At 56.5% G+C, this 24,850-nt stretch carries 26 protein-coding genes, 1 tRNA gene and 1 pseudogene; 12 read left to right on the top strand and 16 right to left on the bottom strand.

Annotated features, from left to right (window positions below; genetic code table 11):
- Both tusD and PSH73_RS14905 read right to left on the bottom strand, forming a co-directional pair.
- A complete protein-coding gene (tusD, locus tag PSH73_RS14910; RefSeq protein ID WP_057960002.1) occupies positions 1–393 on the bottom strand; it encodes a sulfurtransferase complex subunit TusD in 393 nt (130 codons plus the stop codon).
- 87 nt (positions 394–480) lie between these two features.
- On the bottom strand, positions 481–1,152 hold the full coding sequence (locus PSH73_RS14905; protein WP_029293588.1) for a Bax inhibitor-1/YccA family protein: 672 nt from the start codon (positions 1,150–1,152) through the stop codon (positions 481–483).
- 152 nt (positions 1,153–1,304) lie between these two features.
- Between PSH73_RS14905 and PSH73_RS14900 the strand changes: the two genes are divergently transcribed.
- Positions 1,305–1,395: transfer RNA gene (locus tag PSH73_RS14900), tRNA-Ser, on the top strand.
- A 128-nt stretch (positions 1,396–1,523) separates the two neighbouring features.
- Here PSH73_RS14900 and PSH73_RS14895 read toward each other — a convergent pair.
- The 3 genes from PSH73_RS14895 to PSH73_RS14885 are packed head-to-tail and all read right to left on the bottom strand — an operon-like array spanning position 1,524 to position 3,016.
- Positions 1,524–2,510, bottom strand: coding sequence for a tyrosine-type recombinase/integrase (locus PSH73_RS14895; RefSeq protein ID WP_057959926.1), 987 nt, complete (start codon positions 2,508–2,510; stop codon positions 1,524–1,526).
- Between the two features lie 27 nt (positions 2,511–2,537).
- Entirely contained in the window at positions 2,538–2,774 is a 237-nt protein-coding gene (locus tag PSH73_RS14890) for a DUF4224 domain-containing protein (RefSeq protein WP_057959925.1), read from the bottom strand.
- 11 nt (positions 2,775–2,785) lie between these two features.
- A complete protein-coding gene (locus PSH73_RS14885; protein WP_057959924.1) occupies positions 2,786–3,016 on the bottom strand; it encodes a hypothetical protein in 231 nt (76 codons plus the stop codon).
- A 745-nt stretch (positions 3,017–3,761) separates the two neighbouring features.
- Here PSH73_RS14885 and PSH73_RS14880 point away from each other — a divergent pair.
- Complete coding sequence (locus PSH73_RS14880) at positions 3,762–4,160, top strand: TonB family protein (protein WP_081044265.1); 399 nt, start codon at positions 3,762–3,764, stop codon at positions 4,158–4,160.
- A 300-nt stretch (positions 4,161–4,460) separates the two neighbouring features.
- Here PSH73_RS14880 and PSH73_RS14875 read toward each other — a convergent pair whose 3' ends face one another.
- The 3 genes from PSH73_RS14875 to PSH73_RS14865 all read right to left on the bottom strand — a co-directional run bounded on the left by PSH73_RS14875 (position 4,461) and on the right by PSH73_RS14865 (position 7,035).
- Complete coding sequence (locus PSH73_RS14875) at positions 4,461–5,315, bottom strand: SPFH domain-containing protein (RefSeq protein WP_057959923.1); 855 nt, start codon at positions 5,313–5,315, stop codon at positions 4,461–4,463.
- 377 nt (positions 5,316–5,692) lie between these two features.
- Positions 5,693–6,385 carry a cytochrome P460 family protein gene (locus tag PSH73_RS14870; protein ID WP_057959922.1) on the bottom strand — a complete coding sequence of 231 codons (693 nt, stop codon included), beginning with the start codon at positions 6,383–6,385 and terminating at the stop codon, positions 5,693–5,695.
- 143 nt (positions 6,386–6,528) lie between these two features.
- Positions 6,529–7,035, bottom strand: a complete 507-nt coding sequence (locus tag PSH73_RS14865; RefSeq protein WP_057959921.1) for a YkgB family protein — start codon at positions 7,033–7,035, stop codon at positions 6,529–6,531.
- A gap of 133 nt (positions 7,036–7,168) precedes the next feature.
- Between PSH73_RS14865 and PSH73_RS27030 the strand changes: the two are divergent.
- Together PSH73_RS27030 and PSH73_RS14860 are read left to right on the top strand one after the other, a co-directional pair.
- A pseudogene (locus PSH73_RS27030) lies at positions 7,169–7,256 on the top strand (DUF4113 domain-containing protein); the annotation flags it as partial.
- Between the two features lie 541 nt (positions 7,257–7,797).
- Positions 7,798–9,051 carry a ferric reductase-like transmembrane domain-containing protein gene (locus PSH73_RS14860; protein WP_198799367.1) on the top strand — a complete coding sequence of 418 codons (1,254 nt, stop codon included), beginning with the start codon at positions 7,798–7,800 and terminating at the stop codon, positions 9,049–9,051.
- 142 nt (positions 9,052–9,193) lie between these two features.
- Here PSH73_RS14860 and PSH73_RS14855 read toward each other — a convergent pair whose 3' ends face one another.
- From PSH73_RS14855 to PSH73_RS14845, 3 genes are all read right to left on the bottom strand, one after another.
- Positions 9,194–9,757, bottom strand: coding sequence for a histidine phosphatase family protein (locus PSH73_RS14855; RefSeq protein ID WP_057959918.1), 564 nt, complete (start codon positions 9,755–9,757; stop codon positions 9,194–9,196).
- A 498-nt stretch (positions 9,758–10,255) separates the two neighbouring features.
- Positions 10,256–11,095 (bottom strand): endonuclease, encoded by an 840-nt coding sequence (locus PSH73_RS14850; protein ID WP_128593580.1) that lies wholly within the window; start codon positions 11,093–11,095, stop codon positions 10,256–10,258.
- A gap of 68 nt (positions 11,096–11,163) precedes the next feature.
- A complete protein-coding gene (locus tag PSH73_RS14845; RefSeq protein WP_057959916.1) occupies positions 11,164–11,631 on the bottom strand; it encodes a helix-turn-helix domain-containing protein in 468 nt (155 codons plus the stop codon).
- A gap of 71 nt (positions 11,632–11,702) precedes the next feature.
- On the opposite strand from PSH73_RS14845, the gene PSH73_RS14840 reads away from it, so the two are divergent.
- Positions 11,703–12,224 (top strand): DUF2938 domain-containing protein, encoded by a 522-nt coding sequence (locus PSH73_RS14840; protein ID WP_057959915.1) that lies wholly within the window; start codon positions 11,703–11,705, stop codon positions 12,222–12,224.
- On the opposite strand, the gene PSH73_RS14835 is transcribed toward PSH73_RS14840, so the two are convergent.
- Genes PSH73_RS14835 through PSH73_RS14825 form a run of 3 tightly spaced genes read right to left on the bottom strand, consistent with a single transcriptional unit; the run spans position 12,177 to position 13,657 of the window.
- Positions 12,177–12,425 carry a DUF6434 domain-containing protein gene (locus PSH73_RS14835; RefSeq protein WP_057959914.1) on the bottom strand — a complete coding sequence of 83 codons (249 nt, stop codon included), beginning with the start codon at positions 12,423–12,425 and terminating at the stop codon, positions 12,177–12,179. The two genes, PSH73_RS14840 and PSH73_RS14835, sit on opposite strands and share 48 nt — an antisense overlap.
- Before the next feature lie 54 nt (positions 12,426–12,479).
- Positions 12,480–13,001, bottom strand: coding sequence for a GNAT family N-acetyltransferase (locus PSH73_RS14830; RefSeq protein ID WP_216312087.1), 522 nt, complete (start codon positions 12,999–13,001; stop codon positions 12,480–12,482).
- 50 nt (positions 13,002–13,051) lie between these two features.
- Positions 13,052–13,657 (bottom strand): hypothetical protein, encoded by a 606-nt coding sequence (locus tag PSH73_RS14825; protein ID WP_220172299.1) that lies wholly within the window; start codon positions 13,655–13,657, stop codon positions 13,052–13,054.
- A 146-nt stretch (positions 13,658–13,803) separates the two neighbouring features.
- Between PSH73_RS14825 and PSH73_RS14820 the strand changes: the two genes are divergently transcribed.
- Positions 13,804–14,007 carry a hypothetical protein gene (locus PSH73_RS14820; RefSeq protein ID WP_057441010.1) on the top strand — a complete coding sequence of 68 codons (204 nt, stop codon included), beginning with the start codon at positions 13,804–13,806 and terminating at the stop codon, positions 14,005–14,007.
- A gap of 214 nt (positions 14,008–14,221) precedes the next feature.
- Positions 14,222–14,554, top strand: a complete 333-nt coding sequence (locus PSH73_RS14815) for a DUF2790 domain-containing protein (protein WP_057959910.1) — start codon at positions 14,222–14,224, stop codon at positions 14,552–14,554.
- Positions 14,555–14,868: 314 nt separating this feature from the next.
- Here the strand turns inward: PSH73_RS14815 and proP are convergent, their stop codons facing one another.
- On the bottom strand, positions 14,869–16,371 hold the full coding sequence (gene proP / locus PSH73_RS14810; protein ID WP_198818264.1) for a glycine betaine/L-proline transporter ProP: 1,503 nt from the start codon (positions 16,369–16,371) through the stop codon (positions 14,869–14,871).
- 273 nt (positions 16,372–16,644) lie between these two features.
- On the opposite strand from proP, the gene PSH73_RS14805 reads away from it, so the two are divergent.
- The 5 genes from PSH73_RS14805 to PSH73_RS14785 all read left to right on the top strand — a co-directional run bounded on the left by PSH73_RS14805 (position 16,645) and on the right by PSH73_RS14785 (position 24,536).
- Positions 16,645–17,979 (top strand): EAL domain-containing protein, encoded by a 1,335-nt coding sequence (locus tag PSH73_RS14805; protein ID WP_057959908.1) that lies wholly within the window; start codon positions 16,645–16,647, stop codon positions 17,977–17,979.
- 383 nt (positions 17,980–18,362) lie between these two features.
- Entirely contained in the window at positions 18,363–19,028 is a 666-nt protein-coding gene (locus tag PSH73_RS14800) for a response regulator transcription factor (RefSeq protein WP_057959907.1), read from the top strand.
- Between the two features lie 113 nt (positions 19,029–19,141).
- Positions 19,142–19,807 carry a response regulator transcription factor gene (locus PSH73_RS14795; protein ID WP_057959906.1) on the top strand — a complete coding sequence of 222 codons (666 nt, stop codon included), beginning with the start codon at positions 19,142–19,144 and terminating at the stop codon, positions 19,805–19,807.
- Positions 19,804–22,191 carry an ATP-binding protein gene (locus PSH73_RS14790; protein WP_081044264.1) on the top strand — a complete coding sequence of 796 codons (2,388 nt, stop codon included), beginning with the start codon at positions 19,804–19,806 and terminating at the stop codon, positions 22,189–22,191. Before PSH73_RS14795 ends, PSH73_RS14790 begins: the two co-directional genes overlap by 4 nt.
- Positions 22,188–24,536, top strand: coding sequence for a transporter substrate-binding domain-containing protein (locus PSH73_RS14785; protein WP_128593578.1), 2,349 nt, complete (start codon positions 22,188–22,190; stop codon positions 24,534–24,536). Before PSH73_RS14790 ends, PSH73_RS14785 begins: the two co-directional genes overlap by 4 nt.
- Before the next feature lie 14 nt (positions 24,537–24,550).
- On the opposite strand, the gene PSH73_RS14780 is transcribed toward PSH73_RS14785, so the two are convergent.
- Positions 24,551–24,685, bottom strand: a complete 135-nt coding sequence (locus tag PSH73_RS14780) for a hypothetical protein (RefSeq protein ID WP_258571518.1) — start codon at positions 24,683–24,685, stop codon at positions 24,551–24,553.
- Positions 24,686–24,850: the final 165 nt, after the last annotated feature.

Here is a 24,850-nt window from a genome sequence, read left to right as displayed (position 1 = left end):
TCATGGCCCTCCAAAGCAGATCAGGCGGTCGGCGTCCTGAATGGCGTCGTGCAACTGCCCCAGGCCCGACAGCGCCCACGGCGCGTCCAGATTCACCGCACTGCGCTGGTAGCGCGCAGCTTCCTCGGCATTCAACACCCCTCGGCGCAGCGCCGCCGCAATGCAGACCACGCCGTCAAGCTGATGCTCGCTGACGAAGGCGCGCCATTGTTGGGCGATATCCTGCTCATCCTGGGGCGTGACCACCGAATTGGCAGCGCTGTAGACGCCATCCTGATAGAAAAACAGCCGCACAATCTCATGCCCGCCGGCCAACGCCGCCTGGGCAAACTGCAGGGCGCGGCGCGAGGAGGGCGCATGGGCGGCGGAAAAAAGCGCAATCGCGAACTTCATGGAACACTCTGTAGGCAAACCTTTGCCAATGATAAAGCCGCAGGCAACAAAAAGCCCGCCGAAGCGGGCTTTTTGATGAGGCTGGGATCAGTCGTCGCGGCTCATGATGCCGAAGATCTGCAACAGGCTGACAAACAGGTTGTAGATCGATACATACAGGCTGATGGTCGCCATGATGTAGTTACGCTCGCCGCCATGGATGATGGCGCTGGTCTGGAACAAAATGCAGACCGAGGAAAACAGCACAAAACCGGCGCTGATCGCCAATTGCAGGCCGCTGATCTGGAAGAACATGCTCGCCAGCACGGCCGCCAGCAACACGAAGAAGCCAGCCGTGATGAAACCGCCGAGGAAGCTCATGTCCTTACGGGTGATCAGCACATAGGCCGACAGGCCACCAAACACCAAGGCCGTCATGGCGAATGCCGAGCTGACCACTTCCGCGCCGCCCTGCATACCCAGGTAACGGTTCAGGATCGGGCCCAGCAGGAACCCCATGAAACCGGTCAGGGCAAACGCCGACACCAGGCCCCAGGCCGAGTCGCGCAGCTTGTTGGTGAGGAAAAACAGGCCGTAGAAGCCGATCAATACCACGAAGATATTCGGGTAGCCGACACGCATCTGCTGCGCCACATACGCCATCACGCCGCTAAATGCGAGGGTGAGGGCGAGCAAGCCGTATGTATTGCGCAGGACGCGGCTAACCTCTAGCTGCTCAGCCTGCACGTTGCTATTAACTGCGTAATCCTGTTCGCGCATGGCGACACTCCTTCAGTTTTGAAACGTTCAGTCGCAAAGATCATAACAGACGCTCTGTAACAAGCTATGCAGAGAGTTTGACAGTGTGTTTCATTCGGGTATTATGGCGCCCGCTGAGACAGGATGGGCTATTATAATCCTGTGTTGCGCAAGGGAAATTGGCAGAGTGGTTGAATGCACCGGTCTTGAAAACCGGCGAACGTTAATAGCGTTCCCAGGGTTCGAATCCCTGGTTTCCCGCCAAAATTCATACGAAAGCCCCGCGAATGCGGGGCTTTTGTGTTTCTGGCGTTCGATAATTGGACAGGGTTTTAAACTAACAGTTTCCGCATCGTTTAAGACGCTTTCCGCAACTACTGTCAGATCCTCTATCAACGGGTCGGCTTTACGATCTCACCAACACGTCTATAAACCGTCTCGGTTATCCGCTTATCCATGTGCCCAAGCAGGCGACTGGCATCGCCCAGGTCCAATATTTCACTGGCTGCTTTTGGGCGGATGTCGCGGAACTGGAATTGCCGGATGCTCGCCGCAAGCACGCCGTCTCCCGCTTCGTTAGCAATGGCGATTGCCTTGTTCCTGGCATCGTCAAAGCGTAGGCGTAACATCGGCTTGGTCACCTGCCGGCCATCTTCAGTGATTATTAGGTATGGAGTCCGTACTCCACGCGAGCGCCGCTGCTCTGTTAGTCGCTCGACCAGTGTGCCCAGGTCATTAAGGTTTCCGGCAGCGGTAAGGCGGATCCGGAGCTTCTTGGCCGTCTTGCCTTGCGACACCTGCAGGAATTCATTTACCGCATCAGCCTCGCGCATCGAAAGCACATCTGCGGGGCGCTGTCCGGTCAGGTAGGCCAAGTCCATAGCATCGCAAAGCTCCGAGGCTGCGACTTCGTACACGGAGCTCCAGATCTCCTCAGTTGCGTAGAAGTCCCGAGGGGCTTCCTTGTTCTTGCGCACGCCGGCGGCAGGGTTGTTCTCGGTGAGCCCCCACTCCCGCGCAATGTTGTAGATGTGCGACAACAGTGATATTTCCCGGTTGGCTCTTACCTTGGCGGTCCGGCTATCCCTGTACTGCGCGATGATCTGTGGCGTAACCGCATCAATAGGGGCGTCGCTGAACGCTTTGCGCAGTTGCTTCAGGCTCAGTAGATTATCGCTCTGCGTCTTGGGTGCCTTGCCTGGGATGATCTCGCGCTCGTAACGGTCAAACACCTGGCCCAGTAGGGCTCCTTTCTTCGGTACCGGCTTGCAGTTGAGCTTTGCCCATTCAGCCTTCGCAATTTCCAGGTCACCCCCGAGCGGTATCTCCACCCGCTTCCCGTCTTCATTCCTCCCGTCGTAGTAATACCCAACCCACACTTTACCGCCTTCTTAGCTCGCATCTTTTTATCCTACCTTTGATAAATCTAGCGACCAGGCTTCGGCCGCAACGTTTTCTGCTGATGGTTTCACGCCGGCCAGCTTCATCCGGGCGTAAACGCGGCCCACCACTGGTCGGCGCGAGCGAGTCAGTACGTATTTCCAGCCGTTTTTGTTGAGCCACTCGATCTGCCTGGACGGGATCATGTAGCCCGTTACTGCCGCGATCTCTTCCTCGGCAAGCGTTTCGCTTTGCATTTCCATGGTGTGCACCTCTATGCCCGGGGATTGTCATGCGGGCCAGTAGGCCGCGCTGTCTTGATGATGTGGATGATGAAACCGAAGGTGAGCAGCATCCAGGCGACGGTGCCTGCGAATGCTGCGACCAGGGTTTGGTCGGTACCGGTGGAGAGCAGCTCCGGCACCTGCCAGAAAAACCAGAAGGTGGACCCCGCCACGTACAACACGATGGCCGTTATGAGCAGGGTGAGTTTCGTTGCGTACATGAGGTGTCCTTGCCGCTCGAGGCAGCAGATATTGATATAGGGAAGGGCGGGTGTTTCTCGCTGGAAAATTCAGTCAGGACTGTTTTCGGACAGTTCCTACAGACGATGCGAATTCGCGTTCATATGATTTTGGATTTCGTACCTAGCAACTCCTGTGGCCGCCGGCGAGGAGTTTTAGGTAGCCAAATTCATAGTTCTAAGGGTTGAACATGTCTGATTACTGGAAAGAGGTTGCTGAGCTGAGTAGCAAGGTCGAAGTTGCTTCGAAAAACCTTACGGAGTATCTACGGATCAATCCTGAGCCTTGGAGAGCCTCTGACCTTAGGGAGTTTGCTGCTTTGCATGTAGAGCTTTTGGATGCACAGATTGCATACGTCTCTTTTCAACACACAAAACTTGTATAGACGCCGATGCCCTTGAAACGGTGAGCAACTGCAGGAATCATTTGATACTGATTATCAGTAGAGGGTATCTTTGCCGCGCTTCCCCAGCAGGGAAGGCTCTTTACCGGTCTATGGATGGCGAGGCGTACTCTGCTGGGTGATCACCTCGCCGGCCGTTCACCAGCAGGAATTTATGGTGTAATGAGAATGATTCTTAAAGGTGGGGCGAGATGGTCAAGGCGTTAAGGCGGGGCTACCCCGTTACCGATGACATCCAGCAAGCTAAATCATGAGATAGGGCATTGCGATGCGTTTATCTCAAGCCTCCCTTCGCGAATGAAGGCGTCAAAGGAAATGCGCTCATGAAGTACAGCTGGATAGTGATTGTTTTACTGCTTTGTGCTTGTGTCAGTGGCCCAAGCCCTCAACAGCTGGCAGAGCAGCGCTTATGGGAGCAACAGTTGCTCACCCATCTCTCCTCGTACAAGTACTACCCCGAACAAGCTCGACTTCAAGGGGCGACAGGCTTGGTTAGAGCCGAATTCTTCGTCGACGCTCGAGGCAACGTCTCACGTCAGAAAATCATCAACTATTCTGGGTCGGAACTCTTTGTTCCTGCTGTACAGGCATTGATTTCGGTAGCATCACCCGTACCTGCGCCGCCACCTTCAATGCTTAAGGACGGTGAAGTCCAGATAGTAGCCCCCTTTCTATATTGCTTGGAGCAGGGTACATGCCCGCGTCCCACAGTAGGCATTTAAGCAGCACGGAATAGTGCTGCGGCAACTCTAGCTGTCACAGCGGATTTTAAGAGCTAAGGGGCGACATTCCAGGCCATGAAGGGCGGCTAATTATGAGTCCGCATTTGTGTGTGGACTTGTGGTCGTGAACCTTGCTTTTCTTACGTATCGAGCCAGGCAGCAAGATCTTTCGAACGCGAAAGACTGAGTTGGTTATCACCATCCGTGATATACGATGCAGCGAGTAGGGTGGTTTTTTTCAACAGGAAGACAGCAGTGGTTCGCTCGCCGCCCCTGCGCGGGGCGGAGATATAGACAGGGTTACTTGACGTCTATGAAAGGAAGGGCGCTGTTCGGCAGAACAGTAGTAGGCAGCACTCCGTTCCAGCGTTCTGCTTTGGTCAGCTCAACCAAGTTTTGATTACTGGCCAACGCTTGAGCTCTTGCTTTGATAGCTTCTGCTTCTGCTTTGCCTCGCAACTCGGTGGCCTGGGCATCTGCTTTAGCCTGAGCGAGCTGTGAATCTGCTTCCGCCTGGGCTTGAGTAACTCTGATCTGAGCTTGAACCTGCTCTGTGGCTAGTTGTTGTTCGCGGGTTTTTACTTGCACCTCTGCGGCCATGCGCGCCTCAATAGCCCTCTCATAGGCGTCGCTAAAGTCAATGTTCTCAACTTGCACACTATCGATGATTACCGGCCCGATGATGGTTGCCTTAATTGCTGTTGATATATCGTTTACCAATTGAACGCGGTTCTGCACAGCAGCAACCGCATTGAATTTACCGAAGACATTCTCGACCTGCGTTGGTACCTGGCGACTGATCAACCTGTCGCGGATGCCGTCGAGGTCTTTGAACTGCGTGTAGACCTTCGCTACGTCTGACGGTGCGATGTGCCAGGACACAGAAACCTTGAGATTTGCTGATTGCTGGTCTTTGCTGTATGCCTGCATGCCATCGTAGGAGGTAACTTGGCTCTGGGTGCTGATGAAGCGCACCGATTCAATGAACGGGGTTTTGAAGGATAGTCCAGGGTCGACGACGCCGACGAGTGCTCCGTTGCGCAGTAACACACCGCGTTCTGTTTCATCTACCGTGTACCAACTTCCAAAGAACACGAACAGCAGGGCAAGAGCGATTGCTGCGCCGATGATGCTACCGTAAGCCTTACTGATCATTTTTTCTCTCCTTGATTAATTTATAGGCGGCGACTGCGCCGTACATGACCAGCGCAATCAGTACGACGGCGCCGATAAGCGTTGCTAGTGCTCTCATGAGCTCTCCAAAGGTAATCGCGCCGTCCGTCACGGAAGCAGCAGGGCGAGGTTTGATATTTTTTGATATACAATAACGTTTCGCTGTGGAAAGGGCGCGAAGGAGTGCAGAAATTTATTCAGCTCAAATAATCACTGTCGTGCCAGGCTAACCGCTCTATGCCAAAGCGCTTATCCGGCTTTCTTCCTGTCTCGGTAGCTCAAAGAATACTTGGCTGCTGCTGATCTCTCCGCTGACATCTCAAGTCTCCGTCCAGCCAAATAGAACACCTTCGCCGTGACTACTCGTCGAAAGCCGCTTCTAGATTAAGTTTTGCGGCGCCGCCTTCCCGTTGAAAACCAGGCTGGTTCAGCCTTACAGACCATACATAGTCGTGTTTGGGGCCCACGTTGTCGATGTGACATTGGGCGCACTGAGCACGCGCTCGCGCTGGAGAGAATTGTTCATAGGGTGGCGCCTGATGCCCAAAACTGAAGTACGACCAACCGCCCGGCTCGCCGGGATAGCGTTTGCTGTCTTTGAGCATTAGGCTGAGCCCTGTTTGTCCGTGGGCAAAAATGACCTTACTGCCGCCGAGATTGCAAACATAAGCTGGCGGACCATCGCAGTTCTTCGGATCGATACTAGTGATACTGAACTCCTTGATCATCAGAGAACCTTCCGGCCACGTCCCTGTTTTCATGAAGGCTCGGTAGGCGCTTGGCTCAACATAGACACTATGGAATTCGGGCGTCTTCGTTACGGTGTTGTCTAGAGGGGTTACAGTGATAGATTCCCACGCTGTATAGGCGTGCACCCACGAGCGGTAGCCTTTCGGAAGGGCCGCCTCACCGTTTTCGTTAAAGGCGAGCTTCACTGCCGGGAGAGGCAGTCCGGCATCATTGGATTGCTTCTCAATGGTGCCAGCCAGGGCAAAGGTCCCCGCCAAGGCTACCGCCGCCATAATCAGCCCATAAGGCAGTACTCGAACCATACATCCTCCTAGAGACGCCGCCAGTGAGAACGCTCTCACTGCATTGTTTGCTTTCCTTAAAGATAGAAATAATCGAAGTACTTGATCGTTAGTTTCGTTCCAATCACTGGTCCACTTTCTGTTGTAGTGGGTCAGCGAACGTTTCAGGCTAGATCGCTGCGCTCCGTGTCACTCTGTTTGGATTGAGTCGCCAGTTGTTGCGCCGCGTTCTTGAGCAGCACCAACGAGCCGGCCATCAACACCAGGTCTTTGATAAGGAAAGAGGTGGCGCCGCCCATGGCTGGGAAACCACCTGCCGAAGCCTCCCAACCACCCGGAGTGGTTAGGAGCAGACTGGCGGTTGTCAGATAGGTAAGAGAGGAGGCGGCGGCGGCAATAAACGCGATCCTCGGTGACCATGCGCCTATGGCCAGACCGAGACCGATAGTCCACTCAGCTGCACCGAGAGCATAACTTGCGCCCTGAGTGCCAAACGCTCCGTACATCCAAGAAAGGAGGGGGCTGTTGCTGATCAGAGGGATCAATGCCTGGGCTTCGTAATCAAACCATTTTGTGTAGCCAAACATCAGGAATATCAATACAAGAGCCCAGCGCATGAATTCGACTTCAAACGACTGGCGAAGCAAGCGGGAATATATTGATGAGAGCATGGGATTTCCTTAACGTCTACGAGAGTTATAGACGTAGAGTTCCCTCAAATCGGTGCGTTACAGTTTTTGTAAGTTTTTTTGTAATTTTTTTGAAAAGGTCATGAAGGGGATGCTGCGCTCGACCAACGTGCCGACGAATCTCGACTGGGGGGCGCCGGGAGATGATGAGTCAGAGCTTTATGACGAGGCTTGATCAGTTATGGTCGGTGGCTTGCAAATAAGGTTGGTGTTCGTTCGGCAGGACGCCGGGGGAGAGGGTAAATCATTTCCGCAACTGTACATACGCCCCTTGATCTGTGGGGCTTACAGACCAGCAAAAATCGACCAAGTGCGGAAACGATACATGGCTAAGGTGTTGATTTATTTAGTTAACTCGGTAGTCTTGAAAACCGGCGAACGTTAATAGCGTTCCCAGGGTTCGAATCCCTGGTTTCCCGCCGAGATTCATACGCGAATGCGGGGCTTTTGTGTTTCTGGGGTTTGATAATTACAGTTTCCACTCGCTCGACCAGTGCGCCAAGAAGGCGAATCCAGAGATTATTGCCGGTGAGTCCTACACTGGACGACCCACAGAAACCCTGCTCCCGAAGACCGCTGTGGCGAGCGAAATCGTGCATAGCTGGGTTCATTCGCATGTTCTCTCTAGATATGACCTGGGTCATCCCCCTATTTCAGTAGCCTGCTAACGTATCAGGCCGCTGACGGTTTCAGGGAGGATGAGGTTCAGCCTACGACACCATATTCATAACGGGAGCGTTCACGGTGAAGAGCTGGCACTGCATACTCGGTATCTTAGTGATTACGACACTAACGCTGCTGATTGAAATACCTGTTGATACTTGGCTCACTTCGGCAACTCTCAGCCTGATACTTGGAGCTTGCGCACTGGTTTATATGGCGGCTTCCTGCCTGTTGGCCAGTCGCTGGAGGGTAGTTGAGAATCTATTCGGCGGCTTGGACCGGGTCTATGAGTCACACAAGTGGCTAGGTATCTGGGCGCTTGTATTCGCCACGTATCACTTTGTATTCAAGGCAAATCTGGATGCCTGGAACAGCGTGCCTATTCTGGAATTGCCAAAATACTGGACGCGGCTAGTGCGCCAGTTGAGCTATGTAGCACTAGGTCTGATTGTACTTCTTGCGTTGAATCGCAATATTCCTTACAGCCTGTGGCGGTGGTGGCACAAGCTCTCCGGGCCATTGTTTCTGGTCGTGATTTTACATTGGTTAAGCTTCAAGTCGCCGATCACTTTGTTCAGCCCTTCAGGTCTCTGGTTGGCGCTGTCCTGCGGGTTGGGTGTGCTGGCAGCCCTTTACAAACTGGTTCTTTACCCCTTTTTTGCCCGTGCTGGCGAGTACAGGGTGAAAACCGTCAATAGGGGCAACAGGGCGCTGCATTTGACGCTGGAGCCCATCCATAAAGCATTTGACTTCAGTGCCGGGCAGTTTGCGTTTCTGGCCATGCAGCAAAAAGGGTTGCGTGAGCCTCACCCTTTCACGATCGCTAGCGCCAACGGTCCGAATGGGCAAATTGAGTTCATTATCAGAGGGCTTGGGGATTACACCAAAAAGCTCTGCGAGTGCGCGAAAGCCGGAATGCTTGCCACGGTCTACGCCCCTTATGGGAGATTTAAACGGGCCTCTCACGCCGAGCGGGAAATCTGGATCGGTGCGGGAGTGGGGATTTCGCCTTTTATTTCCTGGTTGCAAGATCCGAATGCCAAAGACTTCGAAAAGGCAACGCTGGTCTATTGTTTCACCCCCTCGCGCGCCTTCCCTCCGTCCGAAGAGTTGGAAAGTATGGCCACCATGCGTGGTGCGCAATTTGTTCGTAATACGGGGGGGACTGAGCAGTTGGCTGAAACCTTGAGTGACGCGGTGGCTCAAACCAAACCGCACCAAATTCATGTCAGTTTTTGCGGCCCCAAAGGACTACTGAGCAAGGTGTATGAACTAATGGATCTCCATCGAATTCCGAAAGCTAATCTTCACTTCGAACTTTTCGACTTCCGTTGATTCGATAGACTGCCTACTGCAGGTCATGCCAGCTGGTCATCCAGCTCCTGGGAGAGCAGCTAGGCTGCAATCCCTGGAGGCTGTTAGATGATCCGTAAAAACCAGCCTCTACGAAGCGCGCGTGTTGTTCTCTCGACGGGCATTACTGCTGATTCATCTGATAGACCACTGTGCTCCAGTAGCGGTTTCCGTTACGAATCTGGCGAGTCCAGCCGTTAGCCTCGAGCTGCTTGCCGATCATTCGATTCATAAATCCATGACCGAGCAACAGGACTGGCCCGGCGCTGGAAAGGTCTTGAAGTTGTCGCGCTGCCTTGCCGGCCCGTAGCTTGGCCTGGCGGGCTGATTCGACCGTTCCCGAGAAACCGCACAACCAGGAAATACGCAGGATAAACGCCCACGTAAACCCAGAGAGCTTCGGCAGTCTCCAGCGGCCATGGGGCAGTTGTGCCTCACAGAACACCGGGTCTACCACTGTAGGCTGAAGACACAACGCCCGTACGGAGGAAAGCGCTCGAGGGGCACTACTCGATACGATTACTCGAGCGGTCGCCGCCAGTTGCATGCTCGCCTGCGGGGCGGGCTGGCGGGTGATTTCAGATAAGTTGTAGTGTTCGATCCAGTGTTTCATTTCGAATAATGAAACCTTGCCGAGCATGGTCAGGTTCGGCTGGCCATGGCGCATCAGGATGATCTCCCTGTTCATTGTGTTCACGTCCTTGTCTTGCCGCACATTGAGCCGAAAGGGTATCAGCTAGCCAGCAGGTTTGTGGAGCCACCATCATTAAATCAGGCCATCGGATAAGGGCAATCAGCTATTAGCCTTTCTGTGCGAGTTCCTCCGCCAGGGGATCAATGCTGACTTTTTCTTTGTTTTTATTGTGAGAGAGGGTTTTTATGCCTGACCGCTTCTCTGATGCTTTATTGGTTTAATTAAATAAATCCGTCCCCCTAACATGGCTCACATGTCCAGAGTGGGAATGGTCACCTGGCCACACTCTATGAGTTGGCCAGCGGTCACTTGCAGCCCATCATTGGGTTTTGCGGCGTACCCGGCAAGAAAGCCGGCGGCCACCAAGGCGATACAGAGCAGGGATCTTCTGAGAATCATCGGGAATTCGCTGAGTTGTTGGTATGAAAACATGCAGCACTGATTCCCGATTATGAAAAAGGTTCCTGGCGCACGGGCTCTGCAAGGCACCACCTACGACAGCACCACCACACGGGCGCTCTCGAACAGCACCGGACGGACAAGAATTTTGTAGCTGTCAGCATCGAAGGACTGCGGCGGGAGGGCCGGCGCCAATCGGGCTTCGGCCTCCGAGGCATAAGTCCCGATGTACCGCCAGTTGTCCACGACGTGGTATTGCTCCATCTGGCCATGGCGTTCGTGCAGCGCAATGGCCGCGGGGTATGGCCAGCGGTGGACGGCCCAGTGCGCCAATGCCTGCAGCAAACGTTCGGTATGGGCTGCATGGGTTTCGTCGCCCCGGCATGCCCCGGCGCATTTACGGATCTGCGCGCGGAAACAGCCCTTTGCGTTGGCTGGCTCTATACCCAACAGGCTATGACAGAGGCGATGCTCGTCGGCGAGCAGCATCAACGCTTCGATTGCCATGCGCCGGGTGCGGAACAGTCCGTACAACTGTGGCCCCTCAGCTAGCGCGGTGGTGTCGATGATCTCGAGTTTGCCTTGGTGCATGCGCAGCGAGCACAGGCGTCGCTGCCTGCGCAGGCGCTTGTTCTTCAGGGGCTGCAGCTCTTTGATCAGGCGCGACTCCAGCAACAGTGCACCGATTTCCCCAGCGGTCTGCTGGTACTCGATCCGCTGTGCCTGACGCAGCATGCGCGCTTCTTCGGGAGTGCGCAGGTGTGCCAGCAGACGGCTGCGGATATCGACACTTTTACCGATATACAGCGGCATCGAATCGCCTTGCGCGTAGAAAAAATACACGCCGGGCGCACGCGGCGCAGCTTCGGCCTGGGCGCGAAGGTGGGCAGGGTATTCGAAGGGCAGGGCAGGGGGCATCGGTCGTAGAGGCATGCCAAATATAGTGCGGCATCAACTGGCGAAACGGGGTGCCGCTGGTCGGGCACGTTGGTGGACACGCCTCAGGGGGTTCGACCCCCTTTGATCTTGGCGGTCTTGAGGTGTGATTGAGACCTGTTGCTGGTATTTCTCCTCACGCTGCCCGTCTTCACAGCGCTCAGGATTTTTTGAAAGTTCGCGCACTCGATATGCCGCGCCGCAGGGCAGGCCGCAGCACGCCGCAGTCCATCACGTATGGCGCTGAGCTGCTGGATCGTACGGTCCAGCTCATCAGCCTTTTCGGCCAGCCGCTGGTGGTCAATGGCCGGCTGGCCATCCGCGTCCAGCATGGTGGCGATATCGTCCAGGGAAAACGCCGCAGACTGGCCGAGGGTGATCAATGACAGGCGTTCAAGTACATCCGCAGCAAATACCCGGCTCAGGCCACGGCGACCTATGGAGCGGATAAGGCCTTTTTCCTCGTAGTACCGCAGGGTCGAAGACGGTAGGCCGCAGCGGCGTGCCACTTCACCGATATCCATTTCTTTCATGCTTGACCTCAAGTCGACTTGAACTTGCAGACTGCCGGGATCAAAACCGGCCAAAGGCAAGAGGAAATAACATGGAAACCGCTGAGATGGTACTGCGTATGGTGCTGGTTGGGCTGGGGGCCACGTTGATCATGGACCTGTCAGCGTTGATTCAAGCACGGGTATTTGGCAGCGCATCGCTGGACTACAGGCTTGTCGGCCGTTGGCTGGGCCACATGCCCAAAGGACAGTTTCGCCACGCCTCGATTGTGGCTGCGCACCCTACCCGACATGAAAGCCTGATTGGCTGGGGGTTCCACTACGTCACCGGTGTTGTCTTCGCGATGGTGCTTCTGGCATTCCAAGGGCAGGCCTGGCTCTGCAGCCCCTCGCTGATGCCCGCGTTACTGACGGGCTTGATCAGCGTGCTTGCACCGTTCTGCATCATGCAGCCCGCCTTTGGTTTCGGTTTCGCCGCTTCCAAGACGCCGACACCGAACCGAGCCAGGCGCCGAAGCCTGCTTGCCCACCTCACGTTTGGTGCCGGGTTGTTTGTGGCGGGCTGGTTACTGATCCAACTCTTTCCCGGGTCGGTGTGCCTGGGGCAAGGATGATCGAGTCCGATTCCACTGATCCGCCACGTCCCCCATGGTCAAGGGCTCGCTACTCTTGATCCAGGCCATGAACGCCCGATCGAACTTGAATGACTCCCCGCACTCGCCGATCAGGAACTGGCGCACCTTCTGTGTATTCCTGTAATGCTTGTCCAGTGGGGTGGTGCGGGTGATGGGGCCGGAGTGCCAGTCGAAGCTCATTGCCATTCCTTGGGTGATGTAACGCGTTGCGGGTATGAGAAGCGTGACCCTTGTCTACCGGGAAAGATCGCAGCGCATTACAACCATCCCGATGTCGGCCTTGTCGGTACTGAACGGGATTTCGCCGAGTGCCTCAAATCCGCAGTTTTCATAAAAGCGCTGTGCACTGGTATTGGACTTCAGCACATCCAACCAGATAGCGCCTTCCTTACGGTCTTTTGCGTACTGGTGGATAAGCTGCAAGAGTTGCTTTCCGTAGCCTTTGCCCGCCTGTGACTTGAGGAAGTAAATTTTCTGTAGCTCACTGCCAACCTGACCAGGCAGGGGCATAGGTTTGGACCAGTTGACCTTTGAAAAGCCTACGGCGTGGTTGGTTTCGTCAAATGCGATGAGCCAGCAGTGATGGGCAGGCGACTCGATGGATTTCTGCATTTCGCGGGTCGAGAAATCTTCGTTCAGGAAGTTCTGCATGCCCGCAGCGGTCCAGATTTCAGAGAAATGCTCTCGGTATGTCTTCATGCCGAGTTCCTGAAGGAGGGGGATGTCTTCTATGGTTGCTTCCCGAATGCTGATCACTGCACTGCTCCTTGCCTGAATTGTCGGACGCAGGTCCTGAATTTTTTCACTCAACAGTTAAATACCGGTGCATAGCGCTCTTCGCGTTTCTTGAAGTGAATCGGCGCCATCGGCACTTTTTCACCGTTCACAAATATAGCCGGGAAGGTGAGGGTGAAATCATCCATATCGCCCTTGCCCAGGGCCGTGCCCTTGCCGCTGCTGCTGGATTGCTTCTTGGGGTCAAAGCCGGTTTTCAGTTGTTCGATACTGACTTGATAGGTCTCGCCTGTCGCCAGCGTAACAGTGACCAACGGCGAATCGGCGCTGACCCACAGCGGCGGGTCAGTTTGTTTGTAAGCCGCCCGGCGTTGATCCGGGGTGTCCAGGTTGCGCAGGCGTGGGGGGATGTAAAGCCGGCCAAACAGGCGCAGTTCGGTGTCGGTTGAACGCAGGTTGCCTGGCCAGCTGGATGTTCCGGGTGGTGCTACATAGACCAATACGTGCACCCAATCGAGTTCTTCCGAGAGCGGGGCGTAGCTCATTGCGGCTTTCGGGCCGGGGCAGGTACGTTCGAGTAACGCATGGGTGCCCACTTCCGATTGCGGATGCAGATACGGCCCGCTGCTGCATCCAGCGAGCAGCGCCAAGAGGGGGTAGAGGATGTATTGCTTCATTGGGGGCCAACTCCATTTGCTGTACGGGCGACTATGGCATTTCTGCGGTTGATTCTCATCAGCTCTGTGCAGCATTATTCTGGTGTTTTTCAGGATCGTCGGGCGCAAGTGAGCGGATACCGTCACCATTATCCAGGGATAAACCAATGAAGTACCTGAGCACCTTGAATGCCGCAATGGAACGCTTTCTGAGCCGGTTTACCCCCACGCAATTCCTGTGCGCCGCCATTGCGTTGACCGCGCTCAACTTCTTATTGGACTACACCGTTGCTTCGTACACCTCTATCTACCTGTCCATGCTCAGTGGTTGGCTGTTTGCCATGAGCTTTCTGAGGTTCCGGGCCCAGTGATGGCGCTGTTTGAGCCTTACCTGAACGGTGATGAGCCTGGAGTCACCCTCGGGGTAGCACAACTGGCCGCGTCGGCGCTTAGTCGGTGATGCTTGTTGCCGTTGCAGGCACTGTTTGGTTGCGGATAACAGAAAGGTAATCATCAAGCTACCTTGCTGACAGGGTCGGTTCGTTAATCTCAAGCCTGGAATGAGTGACTTGAGAGGTAAACCCGATGAACCTGTTGAAACTGAGTATTGCTGCATTGGCGTTGTCATTGTCTACGGTCGTGCTCGCCACGGGAGGCAGTGATCGTGCATTTGAGGCGTTGATGAGCGATAACCAGAAAGCCATGGAGGCTTACGCGTTAAAACATGGCAAGGACCGGCCAGTGGTCCAGGACTATCGCTACGGGATGAAACTGGACATCGCCAAGGTGGTCAGCGTGACCCCGCCGATCCGCTCCTGTGACATCGTACCGTCGCGGATGACCTACGAAGATTCGAGCGGCAAGCTCAACACCATCGAATATAAAGTCATGGGGCTGTGCCGTAACAATGGCCGCTGAAAGGACGCCGCGGCGGGCCCTGCGCCGCAGGGGAGTAACGCACCGTCTGCTCAAGAAAATGGCCCCACACGTCGGGTTTTTCTCATAGGGGCCGTCCAGTTCAGGCAAGCCAGCTCCCACATCGGATTTGTGGTGGGACCACAATTCTCTGCCCCAATGAGGTCCCCTGTGGGAGCGGGCTTGCCCGCGATGACGGTGTACCAATCACTATAGTGGGTGGCTGACCCGCCGACATCGCAGGCAAGCCAGCTCCCACATTGGATTTGTGGTGGGACCACAGTTCTCTGTCCCTATGAGATCCCCCGTGGGATCAGTCAGTCAATCCGCGGATGCTGTTGTGCCAGGTTCTTGCGCTTGGTCTCCAGCTCGGCGATCTGCTCGTCGAGGTCTTCGATTTTCTGTTCGATATTGTCGTGGTGTTCCTGCAACAGCTCCCGAGCTTCTTCAATATCCGACGCCGCCGGCGCCGCGCCGCGCAGGGGTTTGTTGGCGGTTTCCTTCATGGTCAGGCCGGTGACCAGGCCCACCACGGCAATGACCATCAGGTAGTAGGCGGGCATATACAGGTCGTTGGTGCTTTCCACCAGCCAGGCCACGGCAGTGGGGGTCAGGCCGGCGATCAGCACCGAGATGTTGAATGCACTGGCCAGGGCGCTATAGCGTATATGGGTGGGGAACATCGCCGGCAGGGTGGACGCCATCACGCCGATAAAGAAGTTCAGCACCACTGCCAGTATCAGCAAGCCTGCAAAGATCAGCCCCAGCTTGCCGCTGTTGATCAGCATAAAGGCCGGAATCGCCAGGGCCAGCAGGCCGATGCTGCCAGCGATGATAAAGGGCCGGCGTCCGACCTTGTCGCTGATAAAGCCGATCAAGGGCTGCACGAACAGCATGCCCACCATGATCGCGATGATGATCAGCACGCCATGGTTTTCGCTGTAGTGCAGGTTGTGTGTCAGGTAGCTGGGCATGTAGGTGAGCAGCATGTAGTAGGTGACGTTGGTCACCGCCACCACGCCGACACAGGTCATCAGGCTGCGCCAGTGTTGGGTGGCGATTTCCTTGAACGACACGCGCGGGCCGCGTGCCAGGCCTTCGCGGTCACCTTGTTCGAGCTTCTCGACATGCTGCTGGAAGGCCGGGGTTTCCTCCAGGGCGTGGCGCAGGTACAGGCCGATCATGCCCAAGGGTAGGGCGAGGAAAAACGGCAGGCGCCAGCCCCATTCCAGGAACTGTTCTTCACCCAGTACCGACGAGATCCCGACTACCACGCCGGCGCCGAGTACAAAGCCGGCAATGGAGCCGAAGTCCAGCCAGCTGCCGAGAAAGCCGCGCTTGCGGTCGGGTGCGTATTCGGCGACGAAGATCGAGGCACCGGTATATTCCCCGCCCACCGAGAAACCCTGGGCCATTTTGGCCAACAGCAACAGGATCGGCGCCCAGATGCCTATCGAGGCATAGGACGGGATCAGGCCGATGGCAAAGGTACTGAGGGACATGATCACGATGGTGGCCGCGAGGACTTTTTGCCGCCCGTATTTATCCCCCAACGCACCGAAGAACAGGCCCCCCAGGGGGCGGATCAGGAACGGCACGGAAAAGGTTGCCAACGCTGCGATCATCTGTACGCCAGGGTCGGCGCCGGGAAAGAACACCTTGCCCAGTACGAAGGCGACAAAGCCATACACGCCGAAGTCGAACCACTCCATGGCATTGCCCAGCGCCGCGGCGGTGATCGCCTTGCGCATCTTGGCGTCGTCGACAATGGTGATGTCTTTCAACCCGATAGGGCCGACACTTTTCTTGCGCGATTTCATACAGGTCACTCTGTTGCTGATCGGTGTCGATGCCATTGTTTTAATGGCATGGTCTATTGGGTCAGATACATGAGGACACTAAATAATTCATCGCTCGACGTTATTTTTCACTAGCGCGCCTATCAGCGCGCATTGGCCAGCTCTGATCCCTACCGATCAGCGCTTCGTTGTGGGTCTCCCCGCGAACAAGGGTACTTTTAGTCCCAGTCCTATTTGCATCTTTTTTGGTACTGCTAAGCTTTTTTTCTGGAAAAGTATCGGGAAATTTTTGTCATGATCGTAAATGCCGCCGTGTCTGAGGAGTTCAACGCCCTACGCGTTATCACGTTGGCAGCTGACGTCACCTGTGCCGATCGGTTAGCCGGCGCGCTGAGCAGTATGGGCGTTACAGCGCTGACCAATGCTCAATCGTTGAAGGACGTGGAGGCATGGCTGTTGGAACAGCCGGTGGACGTCATCGTCTGCGAAATTCTCCCGGGATGTGATGATGGGCTGATGCTGCCAAGCCTGCTCAAGGGGCTGCACGAAGCCGGTGCCGTGGCGCAATTGCCGAGCATCTTCTGGACCGGTAAAGCCACCTTGAATGCCCAACTGCGCGATGTGAAAGGGGGCAGCGTGACTGCCCCGCATACTGGCACCCAGCAGTTCTGGATCAAGTACATGGGGGGAGTGGCCATCAGTGCGTTGGAGTCTCATGCACGATTGGCCCGGGCTGCAGGCATCCTGGTGGAAATTCTGCGTGAAGGCGCAACCCTGGAACTGGGCGATGCCTTGCGAGCCGTGGTGCTGACCCGGGCGAAACCGGACCCGCAGTTGTGCATGACCACATTCGACGCCTTGGCCGAAGATGAAGTGATCAACGCGCTGACCACGGGGGAGGGATTGCGTTTTGTGTTCCAGCCACAATTCGAGCTGTTGAGCCGGCGTGTAGTGGGGGCCGAGGCGCTGGTGCGCTGGAAGCACCCGCGCTTTGGTGAAATCCCGCCGTCGGTGCTGATGCCGTTGGTTAACCGACTGGGCCTGGACCTGTTGCTGTTCAGCCTGGTGGAAATGTGGAGCATCAGGGCGATGCTGGCGCTCAAGCGTGAAAACATCCTGATCCCCATCGCGGTGAATGCATCGGCAAAAACCATTTGCACCCCACATTTTGCCGATCGCCTTGCCACACGGATGCAGCAGGCCGGCTTACCGAACCGTTTGCTGAAAATCGAGCTTACCGAGGACGTACACGAACCGGATGAGCTTCATCTTTCGGCATCACTGACGGCGATCCGCGCCAAGGGTTTCCAGGTGTCCCTGGATGATTTTGGTACCGGCGCGGCTACGCTGAACCTGTTGGCGAACCTATCGTTCGATGAGATGAAAATCGACGGCTCATTCGTGCGTGCTGTAGAGCAACATTCCTCATCACGCAAGGTGATTGCGGGCATCGTCAGTTGGGCCGGCCTGCTGAATCTGAACCTGGTGGCCGAGGGCATTGAGGATGAGTCCACGATCCCTTTACTGCATCGCCTGGGCTGCCGCGTCGGGCAGGGTTATGCGCTGGCGCGGCCGATGGAAATCGAGGCCTTCTTGAGCTTCCTGATTGAGCGGGGGAAACACCCGTAAAAAAATATTTCTGTCCGTCTGGCTCTGGGAGGAGGCGGTTTTTAGGAGTGCTCTTATTTCAATTGTTTCGTCATGGTCTTAAATTTCTATCATCGATTTTTTTATATTGTATGCCGCTGGAGTTAACTGCTCTGCCCATTCGATAACCACTGCTGGATGTCTTGAATCTCAAAAAATCGACTACTTGCCTGGCAACTTAAAGTTTGCCGGTGGGTGTTGTATTGCCTGATCGAAAGTTCGCCTGTTTGTTTTTAATGTGCGATGGCTCAGTTGCACGGATGGAATTGATGTTGTAGGTCCGTCTTCCCTGGCGGCAACTTACCAATGATGAAATAGCGTTATTTTTCATCTTTTTGCTCGTTATACAGAGTGTCCTGTGATCTATGAAACGCTTACAAATTGCTTTGCTGGATGATCATGCAATCGTGCGACATGGCCTGGTCAATCGATTGCTGCAGGAACCTGATTTTGAAGTGGTCGGTGTCTACGCCCGGACGCGTGAACTGTTGGCAGGGTTGGCCAAGGACCCGGCGCAGGTGCTGTTGCTGGACTATGTCCTGGGGCCCAGCGAGTTGGACGGCGTGTTACTGATTCGAGCGTTACGGGTGAAGTTTCCACAATGCCGCATCCTGGTGTTCTCTACGCACCATGACGCCGCTACCGTGATCCTGGCCTTGCGTGCCGGTGCCCGGGGATTTCTCGGCAAGGGTGAAGACATGGGCCAGTTGGTCGACGCCGTCCGGCTGGTGGCGTCGGGGGCGGTTTACCTGAGCCCGGACATGGCCTACAGGGTTGCCGAAGCCACTGCGGTCAACTATGACGGCGAGGCGCGCAATCGCGAGGATGCGTTGCGCTTTGTCAGTCTCTCTGCCCGTGAGCAGGAAGTGATTCGCTGTTATCTGACGGGTATGACCATCACCGAAATTGCTGAGAAATTCAGCCGTAGCATCAAGACCATCAGCACCCAAAAGGCTTCGGCTTTTCGCAAGTTGGGTGTGATATCGAACAACGAGCTATTCAAGATCAAGCACCTCATTGAAGGTATCTGAACCTGGCGGGTTGGCGCCGTGTCATTTGCCGGTTATTGCATATACTGTTCTATCGTTGGGTATCCCTGTTTTCGGCAGCGCGGTTTGCGCTGGGTTGAGTGGGCTCGATCATAATGAAATCTATACGTATTGCTTTGTTGGATGATCACGCGGTTGTTCGACATGGTCTGGCCAATACCCTGGCGGCCGAGGCGAACTTTGAAGTAGTAGGCATTTATGAGCGCAGCCGCGACCTGATTGCCGGTCTCGCCACAGCGCCTGCAGACTTGCTGCTACTGGATTTCTCCCTGAGTCCCGAGGAGTTGGACGGCGTGTCATTGATCCGTGCCTTGCGAGTCAAGTTTCCTGCTAGCCACATCCTTGTGTTGTCCACCCATCACGACCCGGCGACCGTGGGCCTGGCCATGCGTGTCGGAGCCCGCGGGTTTGTCGGCAAGGGTGAGGACATGGACCAGTTGGTCAAGGCCATTCGCAAAGTGGCGTCGGGGGCGGTGTACCTGAGTCCTGACATGACCTATCGCCTGGCCGAAACCGTCACCAGTGATACCCGCAAAGGCCCTGGCGAAGTGCCCGACGCCCTGATCCTGGCGGAGTTGACCAGTCGCGAGCAGGAGGTCATTCGTTGTTATCTGGCGGGCATGACCATCACTGAAATTGCCGAGAAGTTCAATCGCAGCATCAAGACCATCAGCACCCAGAAAACCACGGCGTTTCGCAAGCTGGGGGTTACGTCGAACAACGAACTGTTCAAGCTCAACAAAATCATTGGCTCGCCATGAGGCGGTGGTGGCTGGGGGGCGTGCTGTTGTGGTCGCTTGGAGGGACCGTCTTCGCTGCTGGCCCGGTTCAACTGAGCGAGCAGGAGCAGCGCTGGATACAGCAGCATCCGGTGTTGCGGGTGGGCGTGGTCGAAGACCTGATACCTTTTGAGTACATGCGTGATGGCACCCTGCAGGGACGCTCAGCGCATTACCTGCAATTGGTGACCGATGCCACCGGCCTTGAATTCACCTATGTCCCGGGAAAGACCATTGAGATACGCGAGCAAATGCTCCTCGATGGCCAGGTGGATCTGCTGTCCTCTTACTTGCGTTTCAGGACTGAGCCGGCCACCAAGGGCCTTGCCTTGCTGACCTACCAGACCACCTCGCCGATCATCGTGACGCGCTTCGAAGACCCGGATATTTTCGACCTCGACCAACTGCATGGCAAAACCGTGATGGTTCCCGACGTGGATCATTACGAAGAGATCGTCGGAGCATCAGGGATCGAGGTCACGCTGATCAAAAGCAAATCGGCCCTGGAGATGCTGACCCGCGTCCGGGACGGCAGTGCTGACGCGGTCGTTGCCACGGAAATCTTCCTGATGCCTTATCTGTACCGCCAGTTCCAGGGCATCCTGGAGGCTTCAGGTGTGGTCGGCAGCCAGATGCTGGATGTCAGCATGGCGGTTCGCTCGGACCAAGCGCTGCTGCATTCGATCCTCGAAAAAGTCCTGGGCTCGATCACTGCCGAGCAACGCAATGAGATGTACGAGCACTGGTATCACGACCTGGGTCTGGATGTTCCAACCCTGGTTGCCGTCTCCAGCCACTACTGGCATGTACTGATCATGGGGGCGTTGCTGCTGGCCAGCCTGTGTGTGCTGGTCTATCGCGGCCATCTCCGGTGGCGTCAGGCTGTGCGCAACGAGCAGGAAAAAACCATGTTTCTGGCGGTCATGGGCCATGAAATCCGTTCGCCTATGAATGCCGTGCTGGCGGCCATGGAGTTATTGGGGCACACCCGGCTCAATGAACAGCAGCGCCACTTTGTGCACCTTGCCAATGGCGGCGCCAATGCGTTGGTGCGTTTGCTGGATAACGTGCTGGACACGCCAGGCTCGGGTGCGCGGGCGTTGCGCCTGAGCATTGAACCGACCGATGTGACGGCGCTGGTGCAGGGTGTAGTTGGCTTGCACCGCCTGCGCGCCCGGGAAAAGCACCTGAGCCTGAATGTGAGCATCCACACCGCGCTGCCCTTGCTGTTACTCGACAGCTCCCGCCTGACGCAGATTCTTCATAACCTGCTTTCCAATGCCATCAAGTTCACCGATGTCGGCGGTGTCGACATCAAGCTGTACCTGTTGGCCCTACCGGCCGGTGGTCAACAGTTGCAAGTCAAGGTGCGCGACACCGGGATCGGTATCAGTGAAGCGGTACAGGCGTCGTTGTTCCGGCCATATGCCCAGGCCAGTCAATCCTACAAGCGCTCCGGTGGTACCGGGCTGGGCCTGGTGATCTGCCAGCAACTGGCGAACTTGATGCAGGGGTCGTTGACACTCAGCAGTGAGCCGGGGGTTGGCACGACCTTCATCCTCTGCGTGCCGGTAACGGTTGCCCCCCAGACTGCTGAACCACCGCAGGTTCAGCAGTCCGCGCCAGAGGCCGAGACGGACGGCCTGCAAATCCTGGTCGTGGAAGACACCCTGGCCAACCAGGAAGTGCTGCGGGCGCAGATCGGCGGCTTTGGCTGCGAGGCGGTGATCGCCGCCGATGCCGCCCAGGCCCACAGCTTGTTCGTGCAGCAGGCCTACCAATTGATTCTGATGGACTGTGACCTGCCGGACCAGGACGGTTACAGCCTGGTTCGCGAACTGCGTGAGTTCGAGCGCGGCTTGGGGCGTCCACGCTGCCCAATCATTGCCATTTCTGCCCTGACCGGTGAACAGCACCTCAAACGTTGCATGGATGCTGGGATGGACGCCGCATTGAGCAAGCCGATACGCCTTGGGCAACTGCGCGAAGTGATCGAGCGCTGGTGCGACGTCACCCTGGCTGCACCTCGTGCGAGCCTGATGGCCCCTCAACTGGATCAGGCGGCGATCAATCGGGAGATGGCCAGTGACCTGGGGAGCCTGATCAAGGCCATAGCGCTCTGTGACCGCCCCAGCGCCGTCCACGTTGCCCATCGTCTGCACGGTGCTGCGCTGATTATGGAGTGGCTGGCCCTGGGGCAGAGTGCCGAGCATCTGGAGCGCCTGCTGCGCGCGCAGGAGGGCTGGGATTGCCCGGCCTACGCCCAGGCCCTGCGGGCGTTGGTTGAGCATTGGCGGGCCTTGGGCGGGGATGCTCCCCTGGAAGTGCTGCCGCCCGCGCGTGCCTCGCGGGTGACCCAGCGATGAACGCCAAATTGCTACGCCTGCTGCTGATAGCGTTCGTGTTGGGAAACCTGGGCGTCGGGGTGCAGGCCGGCCCGACGCCGCTGGACTTGACCCAGCAGGAGCGTGATTGGATTGCCGCCCATCCGGTGCTGCGTGTTGGCGTATTCGATAACTTGCAGCCTTTTGAATACATCAGCAATGGCCAACTCAGAGGGTTGTCAGCCAAATACCTGGGGTTGATTGCATCGCGCACGGGCCTGTATTTCGAACCCGTCACCACCACTACGCGCAGCGCCCGCAAGGACATGCTGATCAGCGGCGAAGTCGATATCCTGTCCACCCGGCGCCGGGATGATGACCCGGCAAAGGATCTCGGGCTGCGTTACACCGCGCCCTACAACACCAGCTCGACCGTTATGGTCAGCCGTTTTGGCGATCAACCGTTTGCCGACTTGGAGCAACTCGCCGGCAAGCGGGTGGTGGTGCTGGGGCGTGAGGAGGATTACGTCGCTTTTTTGAAGCGTAAGGCCCCGGGGATAACCATTGTTTCAGCCCTGAATGCGCTGGACATGATGGCGATGGTCAAGGACGGCCGCACGGACGCGGCGATTGCTTCGGAATGGCTGCTGATTCCCTACCTGTCCCGCCAATATCATGGGGTACTGCAGATTTCTGGGGTGCTGCCGTCGCTGCATACCGGCGTGAGCATGGCAGTACGTGACAGCGATGTGCTCCTGCTGTCTATTTTGGACAAGGTGCTGGCGTCCATCAGCGGCGAAGAGCGCAAGGCGATCTATGACGCCTGGTTTGTGGATATGGACCTGGATATTCCCACCGTCAAGGCCATTGCCGAGCACTACCAAGGTGAGCTGTGGTTGCTGCTGGCCGTGGTGGCAGTGCTCGTCGGGCTGGTCGTGCAAAGTCGCCTGCAACGGCGCCAGGCCATGAACAGCGAACGGGAGAAGGCGATGTTCCTGGCGGTCATCAGCCATGAAGTGCGTTCGCCGATGAACGCAGTGCTGGCCGCCGTGGAACTGCTGGAGCACACCCCGCTCGATGAGCAGCAGCGACATTTCACCAGCTTGGCCAATAGCGGCGCCAATACCTTGCTGCGGCTGGTGGATGATGTGCTGGATATCTCCAAGATGGAAGCCGGGCAACTGGCCCTCAATCTTGAACCGGTGGACCTATGGGCGCTGGTCTTGCGGATAGTCGATGAGCATCGAGCGCAAGCACAGGAAAAGGGCATTGAGCTGCTCGTCACCGGCGAGCGTCCCGGCGCCCCATTGTTGCTGGACGAACTGCGTCTGGCGCAGGTGCTGCGCAACCTGATCTGCAACGCCGTCAAGTTCACCGATGTGGGCCGGGTAGAGGTGCAGTTGCAACAGCTGGAAAAGCCTGCGGTCGAGGTGCGACAGCTGGTGATCCGGGTCATCGATACGGGCATAGGCTTGTCCAAGCAGGTGCAAGCCTCGCTGTTCCGGCCGTATGCCCAGGCCAAGCAATCCTATCGGCGCACTGGCGGTACCGGCCTGGGCCTGGTGATCTGCCGGCGCCTGGTCAGCTTGATGCGCGGCAGGTTGGTGCTCAGCAGCTTGCAGGGGGTCGGTACCCAGGTCGAGGTGTGGTTGCCAGTTGAGCGGGCTGTTTCCCCGCAACTGCCGGCACCTGAGCCTGCGCCGAGCGCGGAATCGGCTAACGGTTTGCAGGTGTTGGTGGTGGATGACTCGCTACCCAGTCGGCAAGTGTTGCAGGCACAACTCGACAGCCTTGGTTGCGCGGCGCTGCTGGCGGCTGATGCCGACCAGGCGGTGGCGTTGTTCAGTGCGCACCGGGTCGATATGGTGCTGATCGATTGTGACTCGCCAGAGGGCGACGCCGAGGGCATGGTCAGCGCGTTTCGTGAGTCGCAGCTCCAACAGGAACGCTCATATTGCCCGATCATCGCGCTCTCGCAATTTAGCGGGAATGAATACCTGCAACGTTGTTTCGATGCCGGTATGGATGGTGTACTGAGCAAACCGGTCCAACAGGCCATGTTGCAGCAGATGATTGAACTCTGGTGCGAAGTAACCCCGGCGCCGCAAGTTGCAGAGTACCTGGAAACTCCAGGGTCGCCGGAGGCTGTGCGCCAGGAACTTAACAGCCTCATAGAACTACTTGCCCTGCGCGATCGCGGCATGGCGCTGGAGGCGCTACACAGACTGCGCACTGCCGCGTTGGACGTCGGCTGGGAGGACTTCGCGGCCACCGCGCAGCGTATCGAAGTGCTGTTGCAGGACGAAGTGAACTGGCCAGCAGAAGCGGTTGCGGGCCATGCCCGTAGCCTGCTTGAGCACAGGGCCGGGCTTCCCTGCGGAGCCTAGGTAGAGTAGGGGCTTCACAGCAGGACAGGTTGATCTGGGAATGATGCAATCGCCGCGAATTGCATGCCCTGCCGCAACATCTGCCTCACCGCCTCGATAAAACTCGATGGCGGCCACCGGTTGTTTGCTGCTTCTGCATTGATAAACATTGCAGCGCCTGTTTTTAGGAGTGCTCCTATAGACGGGTTACTAATGTTTTTCCATTAAATAGTGCAGTGCGGCAGTAAGTTTTATAGTGGTTTTAATTGTTGGGAATTTTCCGTGCTCAATTGTTTTTCAGAGCGCTCCTATATTGAGTTCGATGTGGGCTCCCT

The organism is Pseudomonas sp. FP2294, from assembly GCF_030687625.1.
In the GTDB taxonomy this organism is placed as follows: domain Bacteria; phylum Pseudomonadota; class Gammaproteobacteria; order Pseudomonadales; family Pseudomonadaceae; genus Aquipseudomonas; species Aquipseudomonas shahriarae.
Note: the sequence above shows the minus strand (reverse complement) of the source record. Positions and strands in the feature narration are given on the sequence as shown.

Coding starts and splice junctions, on each gene's coding strand:
- tusD (WP_057960002.1), bottom strand. CDS start 393: ATGAAGTTCGCGATTGCGCTTTTTTCCGCCGCCCATGCGCCCTCCTCG.
- PSH73_RS14905 (WP_029293588.1), bottom strand. CDS start 1,152: ATGCGCGAACAGGATTACGCAGTTAATAGCAACGTGCAGGCTGAGCAG.
- PSH73_RS14890 (WP_057959925.1), bottom strand. CDS start 2,774: ATGGAAATGCAAAGCGAAACGCTTGCCGAGGAAGAGATCGCGGCAGTA.
- PSH73_RS14885 (WP_057959924.1), bottom strand. CDS start 3,016: ATGTACGCAACGAAACTCACCCTGCTCATAACGGCCATCGTGTTGTAC.
- PSH73_RS14880 (WP_081044265.1), top strand. CDS start 3,762: ATGAAGTACAGCTGGATAGTGATTGTTTTACTGCTTTGTGCTTGTGTC.
- PSH73_RS14875 (WP_057959923.1), bottom strand. CDS start 5,315: ATGATCAGTAAGGCTTACGGTAGCATCATCGGCGCAGCAATCGCTCTT.
- PSH73_RS14870 (WP_057959922.1), bottom strand. CDS start 6,385: ATGGTTCGAGTACTGCCTTATGGGCTGATTATGGCGGCGGTAGCCTTG.
- PSH73_RS14865 (WP_057959921.1), bottom strand. CDS start 7,035: ATGCTCTCATCAATATATTCCCGCTTGCTTCGCCAGTCGTTTGAAGTC.
- PSH73_RS14855 (WP_057959918.1), bottom strand. CDS start 9,757: ATGAACAGGGAGATCATCCTGATGCGCCATGGCCAGCCGAACCTGACC.
- PSH73_RS14850 (WP_128593580.1), bottom strand. CDS start 11,095: ATGCCTCTACGACCGATGCCCCCTGCCCTGCCCTTCGAATACCCTGCC.
- PSH73_RS14845 (WP_057959916.1), bottom strand. CDS start 11,631: ATGAAAGAAATGGATATCGGTGAAGTGGCACGCCGCTGCGGCCTACCG.
- PSH73_RS14840 (WP_057959915.1), top strand. CDS start 11,703: ATGGAAACCGCTGAGATGGTACTGCGTATGGTGCTGGTTGGGCTGGGG.
- PSH73_RS14835 (WP_057959914.1), bottom strand. CDS start 12,425: ATGAGCTTCGACTGGCACTCCGGCCCCATCACCCGCACCACCCCACTG.
- PSH73_RS14825 (WP_220172299.1), bottom strand. CDS start 13,657: ATGAAGCAATACATCCTCTACCCCCTCTTGGCGCTGCTCGCTGGATGC.
- PSH73_RS14820 (WP_057441010.1), top strand. CDS start 13,804: ATGAAGTACCTGAGCACCTTGAATGCCGCAATGGAACGCTTTCTGAGC.
- PSH73_RS14815 (WP_057959910.1), top strand. CDS start 14,222: ATGAACCTGTTGAAACTGAGTATTGCTGCATTGGCGTTGTCATTGTCT.
- proP (WP_198818264.1), bottom strand. CDS start 16,371: ATGAAATCGCGCAAGAAAAGTGTCGGCCCTATCGGGTTGAAAGACATC.
- PSH73_RS14805 (WP_057959908.1), top strand. CDS start 16,645: ATGATCGTAAATGCCGCCGTGTCTGAGGAGTTCAACGCCCTACGCGTT.
- PSH73_RS14800 (WP_057959907.1), top strand. CDS start 18,363: ATGAAACGCTTACAAATTGCTTTGCTGGATGATCATGCAATCGTGCGA.
- PSH73_RS14795 (WP_057959906.1), top strand. CDS start 19,142: ATGAAATCTATACGTATTGCTTTGTTGGATGATCACGCGGTTGTTCGA.
- PSH73_RS14790 (WP_081044264.1), top strand. CDS start 19,804: ATGAGGCGGTGGTGGCTGGGGGGCGTGCTGTTGTGGTCGCTTGGAGGG.
- PSH73_RS14785 (WP_128593578.1), top strand. CDS start 22,188: ATGAACGCCAAATTGCTACGCCTGCTGCTGATAGCGTTCGTGTTGGGA.
- PSH73_RS14780 (WP_258571518.1), bottom strand. CDS start 24,685: ATGTTTATCAATGCAGAAGCAGCAAACAACCGGTGGCCGCCATCGAGT.